We start from the raw sequence: 14,181 nt of genomic DNA on the forward strand, positions 1-14,181 counted from the left end.
GYGACGTCTTTATCGCGGGCAAGCCTTGCTCCTACAGGATCGGGGTGGATTCAGAATTTCAGGGGCGCCGTCTTCGCAGTCACTTCGACGCCTTGCTGGCCGCTCGGGCTGATCAGTTGTACCTGAATTTTCTGGGTCGCCGGGAACGTGTTGAAAATAGTTGCCAGGTCGAGGTTCTTCAGTGCACCCGGAGCTGCGCAGGTGAATTGGTAATGAGCGTGGATCTCGCTGTGGTCGTGATGATGTTCATGACCGTCCTTGTCCGTTTCATCTTCGTCGTGATCATCATCGGTGTCAGGTTTGTCGCCGAACAACGGGCTTTCCAGTTCCTGCATGGCGACTACGCAACCGGCGGCTTTCGGCAGATTGAACAGCGCCAGCGGTTTCTCCAACTGTGCCCGGGCCGCAGCGACCTTGGCTTTATCGGCGTCGGTGGTGGCCGCGTGTTCGAAGCCCACCAGGTTCATCGCCGGGCTTTCCAGTTCAAGCTCCAGGGTCTGGCCGTCCAGCGCCGCGTTCAAGCGCGCGACACCATGTTCGTGAGCGCCAAGGCTGCCGTGCTCGTGATCATGCTCCTCGGCGGCGTGGGCGGCGGCCAATGGCAACAAGGCAAACGGCAAAGCGAGCAGCAGACGTTGCATGGTGGGTCTCCGGCAGTAAGATGAATAATTTGTTATGTAATCTTATAACGTAAGCGTGGAGAGTTTGACCGCCTGCTTGGCGTTGCACAAGTCCCATGGGAGCATGCAAGTCAGAAATGTGCAGGAGCAGACTCATGTTGCGAATACGCGGAAGCATCGGCGACTGGCCGGTGGATTTGACGCTGGAGATGGATGACGGTGATTGGGCGCGGCTCGGTGCGCAGTTGCAGGTGAGCAAGCCCGAGGCTAGCGCGGCTGCGGCCAAACCACTGAATCAGGATGATGCGCTGTGGCAGATCGCCAAGGACTTGTTGCGCAAGGCCGGACAAATGAGCGGGCCGGATTTGCTCGAGCAACTGGAAGGGCTGACCGGTAGTGCGGCGTCGGGCAAACGCCTGTTGGTGCGCTTGCGCCATAGTGCCGATGTGAAGGTGTCGAGCGGCGGGGATACGCCGCTCTACAGCTGGCAAGCGCCAGGTAGGAGCTGAGCTTGCTCGCGATGGCGATCTTTAGGACGCCATCGCCGGCAAGCCGTGCTCCTACAAGGTGACTTAATACAGCGCGGCAAACAGTTTGCGACGGTACGTAGTCACCAGCGGGTGGTCATTGCCCAGCAGTTCGAACACTTGCAGCAAGGTCTTGTGCGGCAAGCCTTCGCTGTAGCTGCGATTGCGGATGAACAGCTTGAGCAACGCATCCAGGGCCGCTTCGTACTGCTGGCGAGCCAATTGCTGAACCGCCAGCTGATACACGGCTTCATCATCCAGCGGGTTTTTCGCCAGCCGTGCTTTCAGGTCCGCCGCATCCGGCAGGTCCTTGGCCTGGCCGAGAAACTGGATCTGCGCCTTGGCGCCGGCCAGGGCCGCTTTATGTTCATCGCTCTTGACCGCGTCGAGCACGGTTTGCGCTTCACCCAACTCGCCACGCTCGGTGAGGCAGCGGGCGTAGAGGATCAGTGCTTTGGCATTGGTGTTGTCTTCGCCCAGCAGCACTTTGAGCACGGCTTCGGCGTCGGCGAAACGACTGTCATCGAACAAGGCCTGAGCCTGCTCGAACGGGTCGGAGGCGGCCGGAGGCGGCATTTGTACGTGAGGCTCAAGCATCGTGCGCACGGCGGATTCCGGTTGCGCACCGGCAAAACCGTCAACCGGTTGGCCATCCTTGAACAGCACCACGGTCGGCAGGCTGCGAATACCGAAACGGGCAACGATGTCTTGTTCCAGGTCGCAGTTGACTTTGGCCAGCAGCAACTCGCCCTGATAGCTTTCGGCGATGGTCTGCAGCATCGGCATCAGCACTTTGCAGGGCGCACACCATTCGGCCCAGAAATCCACCAGCACCGGTTTGTGGAAGGAGTTCTCGATCACCGACTGGTCGAAATCGGCAGTCGTGGCGTCGAAGATGTACGGCGTTTCCTGACTCATGGGGGATCTCGTAAAAGCGTGAATGTGGCAACTATAAGGCTAGGTACGCCGCGCGTGGTAGAGGCTCACATGCCGAAACTCTTCGGGTTCGGCCAGATCCGGCAGGGTCATCGCTTCCAGCATCTCGATGCGTTGATACAACGGGTGACGGAAATCCCTGACACGCGAGTCGGCCACCAGCGCCTCATTGCCGCGCGTTAAAAACTCATCGAGCAAGGGCAAATTCGCCCGGTCGTACAGCACGTCCGCTACCAGAATCAGATCGAACCGGTCGGCCTCGGCGAAAAAATCTGCCGAATAGTTGAGCTGTACGTCATTGAGTTCGGCATTCGCCCGGCACGCGGCAATGGCCAGCGGATCGAGATCACAGGCCACGACTTCGAGGGCGCCGGCTTTCACCGCGGCAATTCCCGCGATACCCGAACCCGCGCCGAAGTCCAGTACCCGCTTGCCTTTGACCCACTCGGGGAATTCGACGAGATAGCGCGCCACCGCCAGGCCGCTGGCCCAGCAGAAACTCCAGTACGGCGGCTCATGCAGAATCCGTCGGGTTTCTTCAGGGCTGAACGCACGGTCCATGTTGTCGCCGTCGATTAGCCAGAGCTTCAGGTCGGTATCGGGCAATGCAACAGGGACAAGCTGCGCATCACCCAGCAGTTCACCCAAGGCCTGTTGCAGGTCGAGCGGTGCAATCATGGTGCTTTGACAAATTGCAGCTGACCCAGTGCCTGTGTCGTTGGCTGCGAAATGACCTGCGACGGCAGATGCAAAATCAGCTGGCCGGACTGGCTGGCGCGGCCGCGCAGTTCAACGCGAGCACCGCTCGGGAAGGAGTCCGGGTTGAAGCGTAGATGAAACGGCAACACTTGATTGGTGCCGATCAGGCTGGAACTGGCGAGCAATTGCTGCGGGCGATCTTTCTCGTCGATCACCAGCAACGCCAGTTCGACTTCGGCGCCGGCCGGCACGCCTTGCAGGGTGCCGCTCAACTCACGTTGATACGCCGGCAGCGGTCCGAGGTTGGCCGACTCCTGCGCTTTTTTCTGCGCAGCTTGCGGTGCCGGGCCGGGTGTTGGTGGCTGGGGCTTGGGCGCATCGCTGCCGCAGGCCACCAGCAGGCTGAAAAGACTGAGCAAAACGAGCGGTCTTAAGGACATTTATGGCTCCAGCAAGATGAAATCCACGGATCAAGCGCTATAGCCGACTGTATACCGCAAACCCTATGGCTTGTCTTGCCACCGGGATGCGCTACCATGGCCCTCCCTTTTTTTGTTGCCTGCCACCATGCACTGTCCCTTCTGCGGTGCCAACGACACCAAGGTCATCGACTCGCGTCTGGTCGCCGAGGGCGAACAGGTGCGCCGCCGGCGTGAATGCCTGGCCTGCGGCGAGCGTTTCACGACGTTTGAGACCGCCGAACTGGTGTTGCCGCGCCTGATCAAAACCGACGGCAGTCGCCAGCCGTTCGACGAAGAAAAACTGCGTGCCGGCATGCAGCGAGCGCTGGAGAAGCGCCCGGTGAGTGTCGAGCGCCTCGAATCGTCGCTGGTGCACATCAAACACAAACTGCGCGCCACTGGCGAACGCGAGGTCAAATCCCTCGTGGTCGGTGAGCTGGTGATGGCCGAGCTGCAAAAGCTCGACGAAGTCGCCTATATCCGCTTCGCTTCGGTGTATCGCCGCTTCCAGGACCTCAACGAGTTCCGCGAAGAGATCGATCGCCTGGCCCGTGAGCCGGTGAAAGAATGAGCACACCCGCCGAACTCGCCATCCTCGACGCCCATTACATGGCCCGCGCGCTGGAACTGGCGCGCAAAGGTCATTACACGACGCATCCCAACCCGCGGGTCGGCTGTGTGATTGTGCGTGACGGGCAGATTGTCGGTGAAGGCTGGCATGAGCGCGCCGGTGAGCCTCACGCCGAAGTCCACGCCTTGCGCGCCGCCGGTGAATTGGCCCGGGGCGCCACGGCCTACGTGACACTTGAGCCTTGCAGCCATCACGGCCGCACGCCGCCCTGCGCCGATGCGCTGGTGACTGCCGGGGTTGCCCGTGTGGTCGCGGCGATGCAGGACCCGAACCCGGACGTCGCCGGTCGCGGTCTGCAACGTCTGGCCCAAGCCGGTATCGCCGCCGAAAGCGGCGTGCTGGAAGGCGAAGCGCGCAAGCTCAACGAAGGCTTCCTTAAGCGCATGGAACACGGCTTGCCGTTCGTGCGGGTCAAGTTGGCCATGAGCCTGGACGGTCGCACGGCGATGGAAAGCGGCGAGAGCCAGTGGATCACCGGCCCCGCCGCGCGTTCGGCGGTGCAGCGGCTGCGTGCCCAGGCCAGCGTGGTGCTGACCGGCGCCGACACGGTACTGGCGGACAACGCCCGTCTGACCGTGCGCGCTGACGAGTTGGGCCTGGATGCGCAGCAAACCGCGTTGGCCATGAGCCGTCCGCCGCTGCGCGTATTGATCGATGGTCGCCTGCGGGTGCCGCTGGATGCGCCGTTCTTCAAGGCCGGCCCGGCGCTGGTCGCCACCTGCGTGGCAGTGGAAGAACAGTACGCCAACGGCCCGGAATGCCTGATCGTGCCCGGCTACGATGGTCAGGTCGATCTGCGGCAATTGCTGGTCGAGCTCGCCGCCCGTGGCGTCAATGAGGTGTTGGTCGAAGCCGGCCCGCGCCTGGCGGGCGCATTCGCTCAGCAAGGCCTGGTGGATGAGTTCCAGATTTTCATCGCCGGCAAGTTTCTGGGTTCTTCGGCGCGACCGCTGCTCGACTGGCCGCTCGCGCAAATGAAGGATGCGCCCGAGCTTAAAATCACCGAAATTCGCGCGGTTGGCGATGACTGGCGGGTCACAGCCATTCCTTCGCCAGCCGCGAGCGTATAATTCCTGGCCGCAGCCTAGCGACGGCTTTGTTCTCGAGGAGGACTCCATGTTTACCGGCATTATCGAATCCATCGGCAGTATTCGTGCATTGACCCCAAAAGGCGGAGATGTGCGGGTCCACGTAGAAACCGGCAAGCTCGACCTGAGCGACGTCAAGCTGGGTGACAGCATCGCGGTCAACGGCGTGTGCCTGACGGCGGTTGAACTGCCGGGCAACGGCTTTGCCGCCGACGTCAGCCGCGAAACCCTCGACTGCACCGCCATGAACGACCTTAAAAGCGGCAGCCCGGTGAACCTGGAAAAAGCCCTGACCCCGACCACTCGCCTCGGCGGGCATCTGGTCAGCGGTCACGTCGATGGCGTGGGTGAAGTGGTTGCCCGCACCGAAAACGCGCGTGCCGTGGAATTCCGCATCCGTGCGCCGAAAGAACTGGCCAAGTACATCGCCCATAAAGGCTCGATCACCGTCGACGGCACCAGCCTGACCGTGAACGCGGTCGATGGCGCCGAATTTATGCTGACGATCATCCCGCATACCCTGAGCGAAACCATCATGGCGTCGTACCAGCCAGGTCGCCGGGTGAATCTGGAAGTCGACTTGCTGGCCCGTTACCTGGAGCGCCTGCTGTTGGGCGACAAGGCCGCCGAGCCGAGCTCTTCGCAAAAGCCTGGCAGCACCATTACCGAAAGCTTTCTGGCCGCCAACGGCTACCTCAAATCCTGACTCAAGGGGGTGCCTTGTGGCGCTCAATAGCATCGAAGAACTGGTTGAAGACATCCGCCAAGGCAAGATGGTCATCCTCATGGATGACGAAGACCGCGAGAACGAAGGCGACCTGATCATGGCCGCCGAGTGCTGCAAGCCCGAGCACATCAATTTCATGGCCAAGCACGCCCGTGGCTTGATCTGCATGCCGATGAGCCGCGAGCGTTGCGAGCTGCTGAAGCTGCCGCTGATGGCGCCACGCAATGGTTCCGGTTTCGGCACCAAGTTCACCGTCTCCATCGAAGCCGCCGAAGGCGTGACCACCGGCATCTCCGCTGCCGATCGTGCGCGCACCGTGCAAGCCGCTGCCGCCAAAGACGCCAAGGCTGAAGACATCGTCAGCCCGGGTCACATCTTCCCGCTGATGGCCCAGGCCGGCGGCACCCTCGCTCGCGCAGGCCACACTGAAGCGGCCTGTGACCTGGCGCGCATGGCCGGTTTCGAGCCGAGCGGCGTGATCTGCGAAGTGATGAACGACGACGGCACCATGTCCCGTCGTGCTGAACTGGAAGCGTTCGCCGCTGAACACGACATCAAGATCGGCACCATCGCCGACCTGATCCACTACCGGATGATCCACGAACGTACCGTTCAGCGGATTGCCGAGCAGCCACTGGACAGCGAACTGGGCCAATTCAACCTGGTGACCTATCGTGATTCCGTGGAAGGCGACGTGCACATGGCACTGACCCTGGGCACTGTCTGCGCCGAAGAACCAACGCTGGTTCGGGTGCACAACATGGACCCCCTGCGCGACCTGTTGATGGTCAAGCAGCCGGGCCGCTGGAGCCTGCGCGCCGCCATGGCCGCGGTTGCCGAGGCTGGCAGCGGCGTGGTGCTGTTGCTCGGTCACCCGCTGGATGGCGACGTGTTGCTGGCGCACATCCGCGAAACCGCTGACCAGGCGGCGGTGAAAAAACCGACCACCTACAGCATCGTCGGTGCCGGTTCGCAGATCCTTCGGGACCTGGGCGTGCGCAAAATGCGTCTGATGAGTGCGCCAATGAAATTTAATGCGATATCCGGTTTCGATCTGGAAGTTGTAGAATACGTGCCCTCCGAATAATGACCGGTTATTTCCAGTCCTTGATTCGCGGTTAACACATCACTGAGGGACGCGTAGAAAACGCGTCCCGGCTCTTTAAGAGATCTAACGAATGACCCTGAAGACCATCGAAGGTACCTTCATCGCCCCTAAAGGCCGCTACGCTTTGGTAGTGGGCCGTTTCAACAGCTTCGTCGTTGAAAGTCTGGTCAGCGGTGCAGTGGATGCCCTGGTTCGCCACGGCGTAAGCGAAAGCGACATCACCATCATCCGCGCTCCTGGCGCCTTCGAAATTCCGCTGGTTGCGCAGAAAGTCGCTCAGAAGGGCGAATACGCGGCAATCATCGCCCTGGGCGCGGTCATTCGTGGCGGTACTCCGCACTTCGAATACGTGGCGGGCGAATGCACCAAGGGCCTGGCCCAGGTGTCCATGGAATTTGGCGTTCCAGTCGCGTTCGGCGTGCTGACCGTTGATTCCATCGAACAAGCCATCGAACGTTCCGGCACCAAAGCCGGTAACAAAGGTGCCGAAGCTGCCCTGTCCGCTCTGGAAATGGTCAGCCTGCTGGCGCAGTTGGAGGCCAAGTGATTAGCGACGAAAGCGATCGTTTCAACCCGCGCGATCCAAAGCCTGCGGATGCCGGCAAGCCATCGAAAAGCGTCAAGCGTCGCGAAGCCCGTCAGCTCGCAACTCAGGCGCTGTACCAATGGCACATGGCCAAGCAGTCGTTGAACGAGATCGAAGCGCAGTTTCGGGTCGATAACGATTTCAGTGATGTCGACGGTGCCTACTTCCGTGAAATCCTCCACGGGGTTCCGGCACAGAAGGACAAGATCGATGCGGCGCTCAAGCCTTGCCTCGACCTGACCATCGAAGAACTGGACCCGGTTGAACTGGCGGTATTGCGCCTGTCCACCTGGGAACTGCTCGAGCGCGTCGACGTGCCRTACCGCGTTGTGATCAACGAAGGTATCGAACTGGCAAAAGTCTTCGGTTCCACCGACGGCCACAAGTTCGTCAACGGTGTACTCGACAAGCTGGCCCCACGTCTGCGTGAAGCTGAAGTCAAGGCGTTCAAGCGCTAATTAGCGCTTGGGTCTGCGATGGGCGAGTTTGAGCTGATCCGCAATTTCTTCGCCGCCGCGCCTTGTGCGCAGGGCGGCGAAGGCGTTGCCCTTGGAATCGGCGATGACTGCGCCTTGCTGGCTGTTCCCCCCGGGGAGCAGTTGGCGATTTCTACCGATACGCTGGTGGCCGGTGTACATTTCGCCGACCCTTGCGATCCGTTTCTGCTCGGTCAGCGCTCGCTGGCCGTAGCGGTCAGCGATCTGGCCGCCATGGGCGCCACACCCGTTGCCTTTACCCTTGCCCTGACCTTGCCGACGGTGACCGCCGATTGGCTGCAAGCCTATGCCCGTGGTTTGAACCTGATGGCGCAAGGCTGCGGCGTGGCGCTGGTGGGCGGCGATACCACCCGTGGGCCGCTGAGCCTGACCATGACCGTGTTTGGCCGTGTGCCGGTCGGTCAGGCGCTGACCCGCAGTGGCGCGAAGCCGGGCGATTTGTTGTGCGTCGGTGGCGAGTTGGGCAATGCGGCCGGGGCACTTCCACTGGTGCTTGGCCAGCGGATGACCGAGACGGCCATTGCCGAGCCATTGCTGGCGCACTACTGGGCGCCACAACCGCAACTCGCGTTGGGCCAGGCGTTGCGTGGCAAGGCGACATCGGCGCTCGATATCTCCGACGGCTTGCTCGCCGATTGCGGGCATATTGCGCTCGCCTCGCAGGTCGGCATTCAGGTCGAGCGTAGTAAGTTGCCTTTGTCGAAGGCATTGGTCGCCTTCCTCGGCCAGTCCGATGCTGAAATGGCTGCCCTGAGTGGCGGCGACGATTACGTGCTGGCCTTTACCCTGCCGTCCGTCGAATTGCCTGCCTTGCTGACCGATGGCTGGCCAATCCATGTGATCGGGCGCGTTGTGTCGGGGCAGGGCGTGCAACTGCTGGACGCCGCAGGACAAGACATCACCCCGCAAACCCGGGGCTATCAACATTTTCGGGAGACACCGTGACAGATCATCCCAAACAGGTCCCGGCGGAGTTCGTACCGCCATCGGTCTGGCGCAATCCCTGGCACTTCCTGGCGTTCGGCTTCGGCTCGGGCACCCTGCCAAAAGCACCGGGCACCTGGGGTTCGTTGGTTGCGCTACCTTTTATTCCGTTGTGGCAGATGCTGCCCGATTGGGGTTACTGGCTGATGCTCGGCATCACCATGCTGTTCGGCTTCTGGCTGTGCGGCAAAGTAGCCGACGATTTGCGAGTGCACGACCACGAGGGCATCGTCTGGGACGAAATGGTCGGGATGTGGATCACCCTGTGGCTGGTGCCGGAAGGTTGGTACTGGTTGCTGGCGGGTTTCCTGATGTTTCGCTTCTTCGACATTCTCAAGCCCTGGCCGATTCGCTGGATCGACCGGCATGTGCATGGCGGCGTCGGGATCATGCTCGACGACGTGTTGGCAGGCGTATTTGCCTGGTTGGCGATGCAAGGGCTGGTACGGATGTTCGCCTGATGGGCGAAGAGAGGGTTCAGGATGGCTCTGCGCGGGTTGGTGGTGATGTTTTTCGCCCTGTTTTGCTCGCTTGCACAGGCGGGGGACGAGCCGCCGACCGTGATTCATCTGGCCAGCGAAGAATGGGAAGACTACACCGCTGCTGACGGGCATGGCCTTGGCTGGGACGTGTTGCGGGCTATCTTCGAGCCGGCCGGGGTCAAGCTGGACATCCGCATTGAACCTTATACCCGCGCCGTGGGCCTGACCCAGCGCGGTGACGTGGATGCCTGTGTCGGCGCGTATCACAATGACGTCAGCGACCTGCTATATCCGCGCTGGAATTACGATACCGATCACATCTATGCCCTGGGCCTGGCCAGTCATCCGGTGCCGACCCCGCAGACCCTCGGCAACTATCGACTGGCCTGGGTCCGCGGTTACGAGTACCAGAATTACCTGCCCAACGTGCGTCGCTATAACGAGGTCATTCGGCGCACCGGCATTTTGTCGATGCTGATTCACGACCGCGCCGACTTTTACATCGATGCGCTGACCGAGATCGATTACGTCCTCAAGCGGGCCAAAGATCCCTCCCTGTTCCGTCGCACGCCTATCGCAGAATTGCCGCTTTACCTGTGCTTCGCCAATACGCCCAGGGCTCGTACGTTGATGGAGTTGTTTGACCAGCGCATGGATACGCTGGTGAAAAGCGGTCAGTTGAAGCCGATCTTCGAGCGCTGGAAACAGCCTTACCCCTTTGACGCGAACTGAACACATGTAGCCGCTGGCGAAGCCTGCGTTCGGCGGCGCAGCCGTCGTACGACGGCTGCGCCGCCGAACGCAGGCTTCGCCAGCTGCTACAGGGGATCTGCACGCCGGGCGTCAGGCGTCTGAGATCTAACATTTTGATCGTTATGTCCCATAATTCAGCCTAAGCGTCTGTAGGAACCTGCTGTTACAATGCCGCGTCTGCGAATCTCCAGTAATTATGATCAGGAGCACACCGGTGCCTGTCGTTTTTGTCGCCGCTTCCAAGCTGCCAACGCCTTTTGCGCAATTCACCATGCATGGCTTTCTCGATGAAGCCACTGGCCGCGAGCATGTCGTGCTGAGCCTGGGTGATTTCGCCGACGGTGCCCCGGTACTCGGCCGGCTGCACTCCGAATGCCTGACGGGCGATGCCTTGTTCAGCCAGCGTTGCGACTGCGGTTCGCAACTTGAAGCCGCCTTGCAGGCCATCGCCCGTGAAGGCCGTGGCGTATTGCTGTATTTGCGCCAGGAAGGCCGTGGCATTGGCCTGCTGAACAAGATTCGCGCCTATGAGTTGCAGGACGGCGGTGCCGACACCGTTGAAGCCAACGAGCGTCTGGGCTTTGCTGCCGACCAGCGCGACTACGCCATGTGCCTGCCGATGCTTGAGCACCTGGGGGTGAAGTCCGTGCGCCTGATGACCAACAACCCACGCAAGGTCAAAGCCTTGACCGACATGGGCATCGTGGTTGCCGAGCGCGTGCCGCTGCACACCGGTCATAACCCGCACAACAAACTTTACCTGGCCACCAAGGCCAGCAAGCTCGACCACATGATGGGCAACGAGCATCAGGGCGAGGCGGATCGGGCGTGACCCGCGGTCAGGTTCGGCGTCGACTGTCGTTCAATTGGTGGCAATACCTGGCGTTGGCCTTGTTGCCGCTGTTCGTGATCAACGGTGTGTTTGGCCAGGGCGAGGCCATCCTGCCGGTGCTGGCGATGCCATTGTTCATCGCCGGTGTCGCCTCGATGTTTGTCAGCCTGAAGTTTTTCGGTGGCTACAAGCACGCGCTGATCGCCACTCAAAAAGCCCTCGACACCCCTGAAGAGCCCGCTGCCTGGATCGCCCTGGCCGCCAAGCGGCGTACCGCGTTCCTGGCGGCTGCATTGCCCGCCTGGATTGGCGCGCTGGCGGTATTCGTCGGCCTCGAAGCCGTGCCATTGGTGTTGCTGGCACTGTCGACCACGGTGTTGTTCTACCTCTACCGTATTCCGCGTCAACTCGGCTGATGTTGCGCTATTGGCTGGCGGTTTTGCTGCTGGCCGTCAGCGGTTCGGCGGCTGCCGTCGAACGAGTCGTCAGTCTGGCGCCGTCCCTCTCTGAAATCGTTGTCGAACTGGGATCAGCCGACCTGCTGGTCGGTGTCCTGGATGCCGGTGAGCGTCCCGCTGAACTCAAAGACCTGCCTTCGGTGGGCCGCTACGGTCAGTTGGATATGGAGCGCTTGCTCAGTCTCAAACCCGATTTGCTGTTGCTCTGGCCGGGCAGCGTTGGCCCGGCCCAGCGCGAGCAGCTCAAGCGATTGAACATCCCCACCTACGTCGCCGAACCGCATTCGCTGGAACAACTGACGGCGCAGATTGAAGCCATTGCCATGCAACTGGGCCGCCCGGAACGTGGACGTTCATTGGCTACCGATTTGCACCAGCGGCTGGAAACATTGCGTCTGCGCTATCGGCGAGACACGCCATTGCGGGTGTTCTATCAGGTGTGGGACCGGCCGTTGTACACCGTTGGTGGCGGTCAGATTATCAGCGATGCGTTGGCGGTCTGCGGCGCCCGCAACGTGTTTGCCGACCTGACATTGCCGGCACCGCAGGTCAGTGTCGAAGCGGTGTTGCAGCGTGATCCCGAGGTGATTCTGGCCAGTGATCAGGCGCAGTTGGACGCGTGGAAGGCGTGGTCGCAGGTCGCGGCGGTGAAGCAGGGGCAATTGTTGCTGGTAACGGACAAAGGCCTGGAGCGGCCGAGTGGACAAATGATCGAAGCGACGGCCAAGCTGTGCCAGTTGATCGTACCATCACGCTGATCGTTCCCGCGTTCTGCGTTGATCGTTCCCACGCTCTGCGTGGGAATGCCGCCACGGGATGTATTCCCACGCGGAGCGTGGGAACGATCAGGTGATCAAGTTAAATTGTCGGTGTCCAGGTCACCCCGAACATCAATGCCCGACCTTCTTCGCGGTACCCATACTGATTGCTGTCGTGGCTGTACAAGGCCCGGCTGTAGCCTTTGTCCAGCAGGTTATCGACCTTCAGCTCAAGCTTGATCTCACGATCGAGTTCCCAACTGCTGCGCAATCCGAGCAACGCATACCCACCCAACGGCTGCTCATTGTTCAAGTCGTCGTAGCTGCTGCTGACGGCTTGCCAACTGGCACCGAGACCGAGGCGATCAAACTGTCGATCCAGGTCCAGACTCAACGTCCGTCGTGCCCGGCGAGCCAAGGTGTGGCCGGTGTCGCGATCGCGAGGGTCGATGATTGCGACGCCAAGGTTGCTCTGCCAGCCGAACAACTCCTGTTTCAACGCAGCTTCAAACCCGTTGATCCGTGCTGAAGCGACGTTCTCTGGCCGAGAGTTGCTGCCGAAAATAATCGCGTCTTCGAGGTCCGTGCGGTATAGCGACGCTTCCAGTCGACTGGTTTCAGTCAACTGGCTGCGCCATTGCAGTTCATAGCTTTTCGACGTTTCAGGTTTCAGGTCCGGGTTGCTGAAATCCGGGTAGTACAAGTCATTGAACGTCGGCGCACGAAAGCCTTCGCTGTAGCTCAGCAGTACGTCGTTGTCCGGGTTCAGCGGCAAAGTGAAGGTGCCGCTCCAGCTGTTCTGACTCCCAAACTGCTGGTTCTCGTCGTGGCGCAGGCCCAGCTCAGTGGAAAAACTGTCCGCACGGTAGTGATGCTGGAAAAATGCCGCGCGGTTCCAGCGACTGTCTTCATCGAAGGCCGTGCTGCTGTTGACCCTGTCTTCGTACCAGTCGCCGCCCAGGAGCAGGTTGTTACGGTCGTTGAGCGTCAGGTCGTTCTGCCAGTTCACCGAGTCGCGGTAGGTGTTGAATACGCTGCGTTCATCGCTGAGCTTGTCTGAGGTTTTCTCGCGGTTTTCGCTATGGCCGAATTCGAGGCGGGTTTTCCAGGCGTCGTTGACCCGTGCATCGACGTAACTGCTGACGCTGCTCACGGCGAAATCGCTGGAAGGCTGCTGCTGGACCGACTCGAAAGTGGTGGTGTCGAAGCGGCCAAACGGGTTGTCGAACTCGCTTTTGCCCCGGTTATCCAAGACGTTGGCGCCGATTTCGAGATCGTCGGTGAGCGCGTGGCTCACGCTGAAACTGACCGATTGATTGCGGTACTCATCGTGATCGCCATCACTGGGAAACGACTGCTGCGTGCGATTGATCCCGGCGGTTTCATTGAGGCTGGCACCGAGATTGAAGCGGGTTTTCTCATCGCCGCCGGACAGCCCGAGGCTGCGTTCCCAGGTCTGGTAACTGCCAAATCCCACGTGCATCCGCGGTTGCAGGCCTTGCTCGTCACCACGGCGGGTGAAGATCTGAATCACCCCGCCGATAGCGTCGCTGCCATAAATCACCGAACGGGAGCCGCGCAGCACTTCCACGCGCTCGACCTGTTCGATGTTGATGTGCTGCAGGTTGCTGTCGCCCGACGTCGAATTGCCGATGCGCTGACCGTCCACCAGCACCAGACTTTGCGCCGACTGAGTGCCGCGAATGTAAACCCCCGGCAGACTGCCGCGCCCGCCGGTTTGCGCAACTTGCACACCCGGCACCCGGCTGAGCAGGTCGGTGATGCTGTTCGGCTGCAGGCGGTCGATGTCTTCGCGGGTGAATACCGTGTTGGCGGCGCTGCTGTCGTTGCGCGCTTCAACCTGACGGTTGGCAGTGATCAGAACGTCCGGCAGCTTCAGGGCTTGATCGCGTTCGAAGGTATCGGCCAGCAACTGGCCGGCCGGCAGCAGGGTCAGCGTCAGGGCGAGGGGGGAGAGTTTCATTGGCAATCCGTTGGCTCGTTCTAGCGAACACAATTTTGATAGGTCCACAA

At 61.0% G+C, this 14,181-nt stretch carries 18 protein-coding genes; 13 read left to right on the forward strand and 5 right to left on the reverse strand.

Annotated elements, in window-relative coordinates; translation table 11 throughout:
- Window positions 1–50 precede the first annotated feature (50 nt).
- On the reverse strand, window positions 51–641 hold the full coding sequence (locus AC1D2P_RS22740) for a DUF2796 domain-containing protein (protein ID WP_477758364.1): 591 nt from the start codon (window positions 639–641) through the stop codon (window positions 51–53).
- A 134-nt stretch (window positions 642–775) separates the two neighbouring features.
- Between AC1D2P_RS22740 and AC1D2P_RS22745 the strand changes: the two genes are divergently transcribed.
- The gene (locus AC1D2P_RS22745; RefSeq protein ID WP_109787328.1) at window positions 776–1,129 is read left to right on the forward strand and encodes a hypothetical protein; all 354 of its coding nucleotides are present in this window, start codon (window positions 776–778) and stop codon (window positions 1,127–1,129) included.
- 63 nt (window positions 1,130–1,192) lie between these two features.
- Here AC1D2P_RS22745 and trxA read toward each other — a convergent pair whose 3' ends face one another.
- Genes trxA through AC1D2P_RS22760 form a run of 3 tightly spaced genes read right to left on the reverse strand, consistent with a single transcriptional unit; the run spans window position 1,193 to window position 3,222 of the window.
- Window positions 1,193–2,065 (reverse strand): thioredoxin, encoded by an 873-nt coding sequence (gene trxA, locus AC1D2P_RS22750; protein ID WP_109787329.1) that lies wholly within the window; start codon window positions 2,063–2,065, stop codon window positions 1,193–1,195.
- A 39-nt stretch (window positions 2,066–2,104) separates the two neighbouring features.
- Window positions 2,105–2,761, reverse strand: a complete 657-nt coding sequence (locus tag AC1D2P_RS22755; protein WP_223525625.1) for a class I SAM-dependent methyltransferase — start codon at window positions 2,759–2,761, stop codon at window positions 2,105–2,107.
- On the reverse strand, window positions 2,758–3,222 hold the full coding sequence (locus tag AC1D2P_RS22760) for a YbaY family lipoprotein (RefSeq protein ID WP_046028791.1): 465 nt from the start codon (window positions 3,220–3,222) through the stop codon (window positions 2,758–2,760). Before AC1D2P_RS22760 ends, AC1D2P_RS22755 begins: the two co-directional genes overlap by 4 nt.
- A gap of 127 nt (window positions 3,223–3,349) precedes the next feature.
- Here AC1D2P_RS22760 and nrdR point away from each other — a divergent pair, with 127 nt between their 5' ends.
- The 12 genes from nrdR (at window position 3,350) to AC1D2P_RS22820 (ending at window position 12,147) form a co-directional block, all read left to right on the forward strand.
- Entirely contained in the window at window positions 3,350–3,814 is a 465-nt protein-coding gene (nrdR, locus tag AC1D2P_RS22765; protein ID WP_003228656.1) for a transcriptional regulator NrdR, read from the forward strand.
- Complete coding sequence (gene ribD / locus AC1D2P_RS22770; RefSeq protein WP_046028789.1) at window positions 3,811–4,944, forward strand: bifunctional diaminohydroxyphosphoribosylaminopyrimidine deaminase/5-amino-6-(5-phosphoribosylamino)uracil reductase RibD; 1,134 nt, start codon at window positions 3,811–3,813, stop codon at window positions 4,942–4,944. Before nrdR ends, ribD begins: the two co-directional genes overlap by 4 nt.
- A 46-nt stretch (window positions 4,945–4,990) precedes the next feature.
- Window positions 4,991–5,668, forward strand: a complete 678-nt coding sequence (locus AC1D2P_RS22775; RefSeq protein WP_109787331.1) for a riboflavin synthase — start codon at window positions 4,991–4,993, stop codon at window positions 5,666–5,668.
- Window positions 5,669–5,684: 16 nt separating this feature from the next.
- The gene (ribBA, locus tag AC1D2P_RS22780) at window positions 5,685–6,776 is read left to right on the forward strand and encodes a bifunctional 3,4-dihydroxy-2-butanone-4-phosphate synthase/GTP cyclohydrolase II (protein ID WP_007944233.1); all 1,092 of its coding nucleotides are present in this window, start codon (window positions 5,685–5,687) and stop codon (window positions 6,774–6,776) included.
- A 91-nt stretch (window positions 6,777–6,867) separates the two neighbouring features.
- Window positions 6,868–7,344 carry a 6,7-dimethyl-8-ribityllumazine synthase gene (gene ribH / locus AC1D2P_RS22785; protein WP_003185938.1) on the forward strand — a complete coding sequence of 159 codons (477 nt, stop codon included), beginning with the start codon at window positions 6,868–6,870 and terminating at the stop codon, window positions 7,342–7,344.
- The gene (gene nusB / locus AC1D2P_RS22790) at window positions 7,341–7,841 is read left to right on the forward strand and encodes a transcription antitermination factor NusB (RefSeq protein ID WP_008033741.1); all 501 of its coding nucleotides are present in this window, start codon (window positions 7,341–7,343) and stop codon (window positions 7,839–7,841) included. Before ribH ends, nusB begins: the two co-directional genes overlap by 4 nt.
- 18 nt (window positions 7,842–7,859) lie before the next feature.
- Window positions 7,860–8,825 (forward strand): thiamine-phosphate kinase, encoded by a 966-nt coding sequence (gene thiL / locus AC1D2P_RS22795; protein WP_109787332.1) that lies wholly within the window; start codon window positions 7,860–7,862, stop codon window positions 8,823–8,825.
- Complete coding sequence (locus tag AC1D2P_RS22800) at window positions 8,822–9,325, forward strand: phosphatidylglycerophosphatase A family protein (protein ID WP_109787333.1); 504 nt, start codon at window positions 8,822–8,824, stop codon at window positions 9,323–9,325. Before thiL ends, AC1D2P_RS22800 begins: the two co-directional genes overlap by 4 nt.
- Before the next feature lie 21 nt (window positions 9,326–9,346).
- On the forward strand, window positions 9,347–10,078 hold the full coding sequence (locus tag AC1D2P_RS22805) for a substrate-binding periplasmic protein (protein ID WP_109787334.1): 732 nt from the start codon (window positions 9,347–9,349) through the stop codon (window positions 10,076–10,078).
- A 235-nt stretch (window positions 10,079–10,313) separates the two neighbouring features.
- Window positions 10,314–10,931 carry a GTP cyclohydrolase II gene (ribA, locus tag AC1D2P_RS22810; protein ID WP_046028778.1) on the forward strand — a complete coding sequence of 206 codons (618 nt, stop codon included), beginning with the start codon at window positions 10,314–10,316 and terminating at the stop codon, window positions 10,929–10,931.
- Window positions 10,928–11,347, forward strand: a complete 420-nt coding sequence (locus AC1D2P_RS22815) for a hypothetical protein (RefSeq protein WP_046028775.1) — start codon at window positions 10,928–10,930, stop codon at window positions 11,345–11,347. Before ribA ends, AC1D2P_RS22815 begins: the two co-directional genes overlap by 4 nt.
- Window positions 11,347–12,147 (forward strand): cobalamin-binding protein, encoded by an 801-nt coding sequence (locus AC1D2P_RS22820; protein ID WP_223525623.1) that lies wholly within the window; start codon window positions 11,347–11,349, stop codon window positions 12,145–12,147. Before AC1D2P_RS22815 ends, AC1D2P_RS22820 begins: the two co-directional genes overlap by 1 nt.
- Before the next feature lie 100 nt (window positions 12,148–12,247).
- On the opposite strand, the gene AC1D2P_RS22825 is transcribed toward AC1D2P_RS22820, so the two are convergent.
- A complete protein-coding gene (locus AC1D2P_RS22825; protein ID WP_477758365.1) occupies window positions 12,248–14,131 on the reverse strand; it encodes a TonB-dependent receptor domain-containing protein in 1,884 nt (627 codons plus the stop codon).
- Window positions 14,132–14,181 lie beyond the last annotated feature (50 nt).

This window comes from Pseudomonas sp. P1_F1_2, from assembly GCF_056405815.1.

Bases quoted from the DNA above. Each gene is read 5' to 3' on its own strand.
- AC1D2P_RS22775 (WP_109787331.1), top strand. From the start codon at position 4,991: ATGTTTACCGGCATTATCGAATCCATCGGCAGTATTCGTGCATTGACC.
- AC1D2P_RS22820 (WP_223525623.1), top strand. From the start codon at position 11,347: ATGTTGCGCTATTGGCTGGCGGTTTTGCTGCTGGCCGTCAGCGGTTCG.
- AC1D2P_RS22825 (WP_477758365.1), bottom strand. From the start codon at position 14,131: ATGAAACTCTCCCCCCTCGCCCTGACGCTGACCCTGCTGCCGGCCGGC.
- AC1D2P_RS22805 (WP_109787334.1), top strand. From the start codon at position 9,347: ATGGCTCTGCGCGGGTTGGTGGTGATGTTTTTCGCCCTGTTTTGCTCG.
- ribH (WP_003185938.1), top strand. From the start codon at position 6,868: ATGACCCTGAAGACCATCGAAGGTACCTTCATCGCCCCTAAAGGCCGC.
- trxA (WP_109787329.1), bottom strand. From the start codon at position 2,065: ATGAGTCAGGAAACGCCGTACATCTTCGACGCCACGACTGCCGATTTC.
- AC1D2P_RS22745 (WP_109787328.1), top strand. From the start codon at position 776: ATGTTGCGAATACGCGGAAGCATCGGCGACTGGCCGGTGGATTTGACG.
- nrdR (WP_003228656.1), top strand. From the start codon at position 3,350: ATGCACTGTCCCTTCTGCGGTGCCAACGACACCAAGGTCATCGACTCG.
- thiL (WP_109787332.1), top strand. From the start codon at position 7,860: ATGGGCGAGTTTGAGCTGATCCGCAATTTCTTCGCCGCCGCGCCTTGT.
- AC1D2P_RS22755 (WP_223525625.1), bottom strand. From the start codon at position 2,761: ATGATTGCACCGCTCGACCTGCAACAGGCCTTGGGTGAACTGCTGGGT.
- ribD (WP_046028789.1), top strand. From the start codon at position 3,811: ATGAGCACACCCGCCGAACTCGCCATCCTCGACGCCCATTACATGGCC.
- AC1D2P_RS22760 (WP_046028791.1), bottom strand. From the start codon at position 3,222: ATGTCCTTAAGACCGCTCGTTTTGCTCAGTCTTTTCAGCCTGCTGGTG.
- AC1D2P_RS22740 (WP_477758364.1), bottom strand. From the start codon at position 641: ATGCAACGTCTGCTGCTCGCTTTGCCGTTTGCCTTGTTGCCATTGGCC.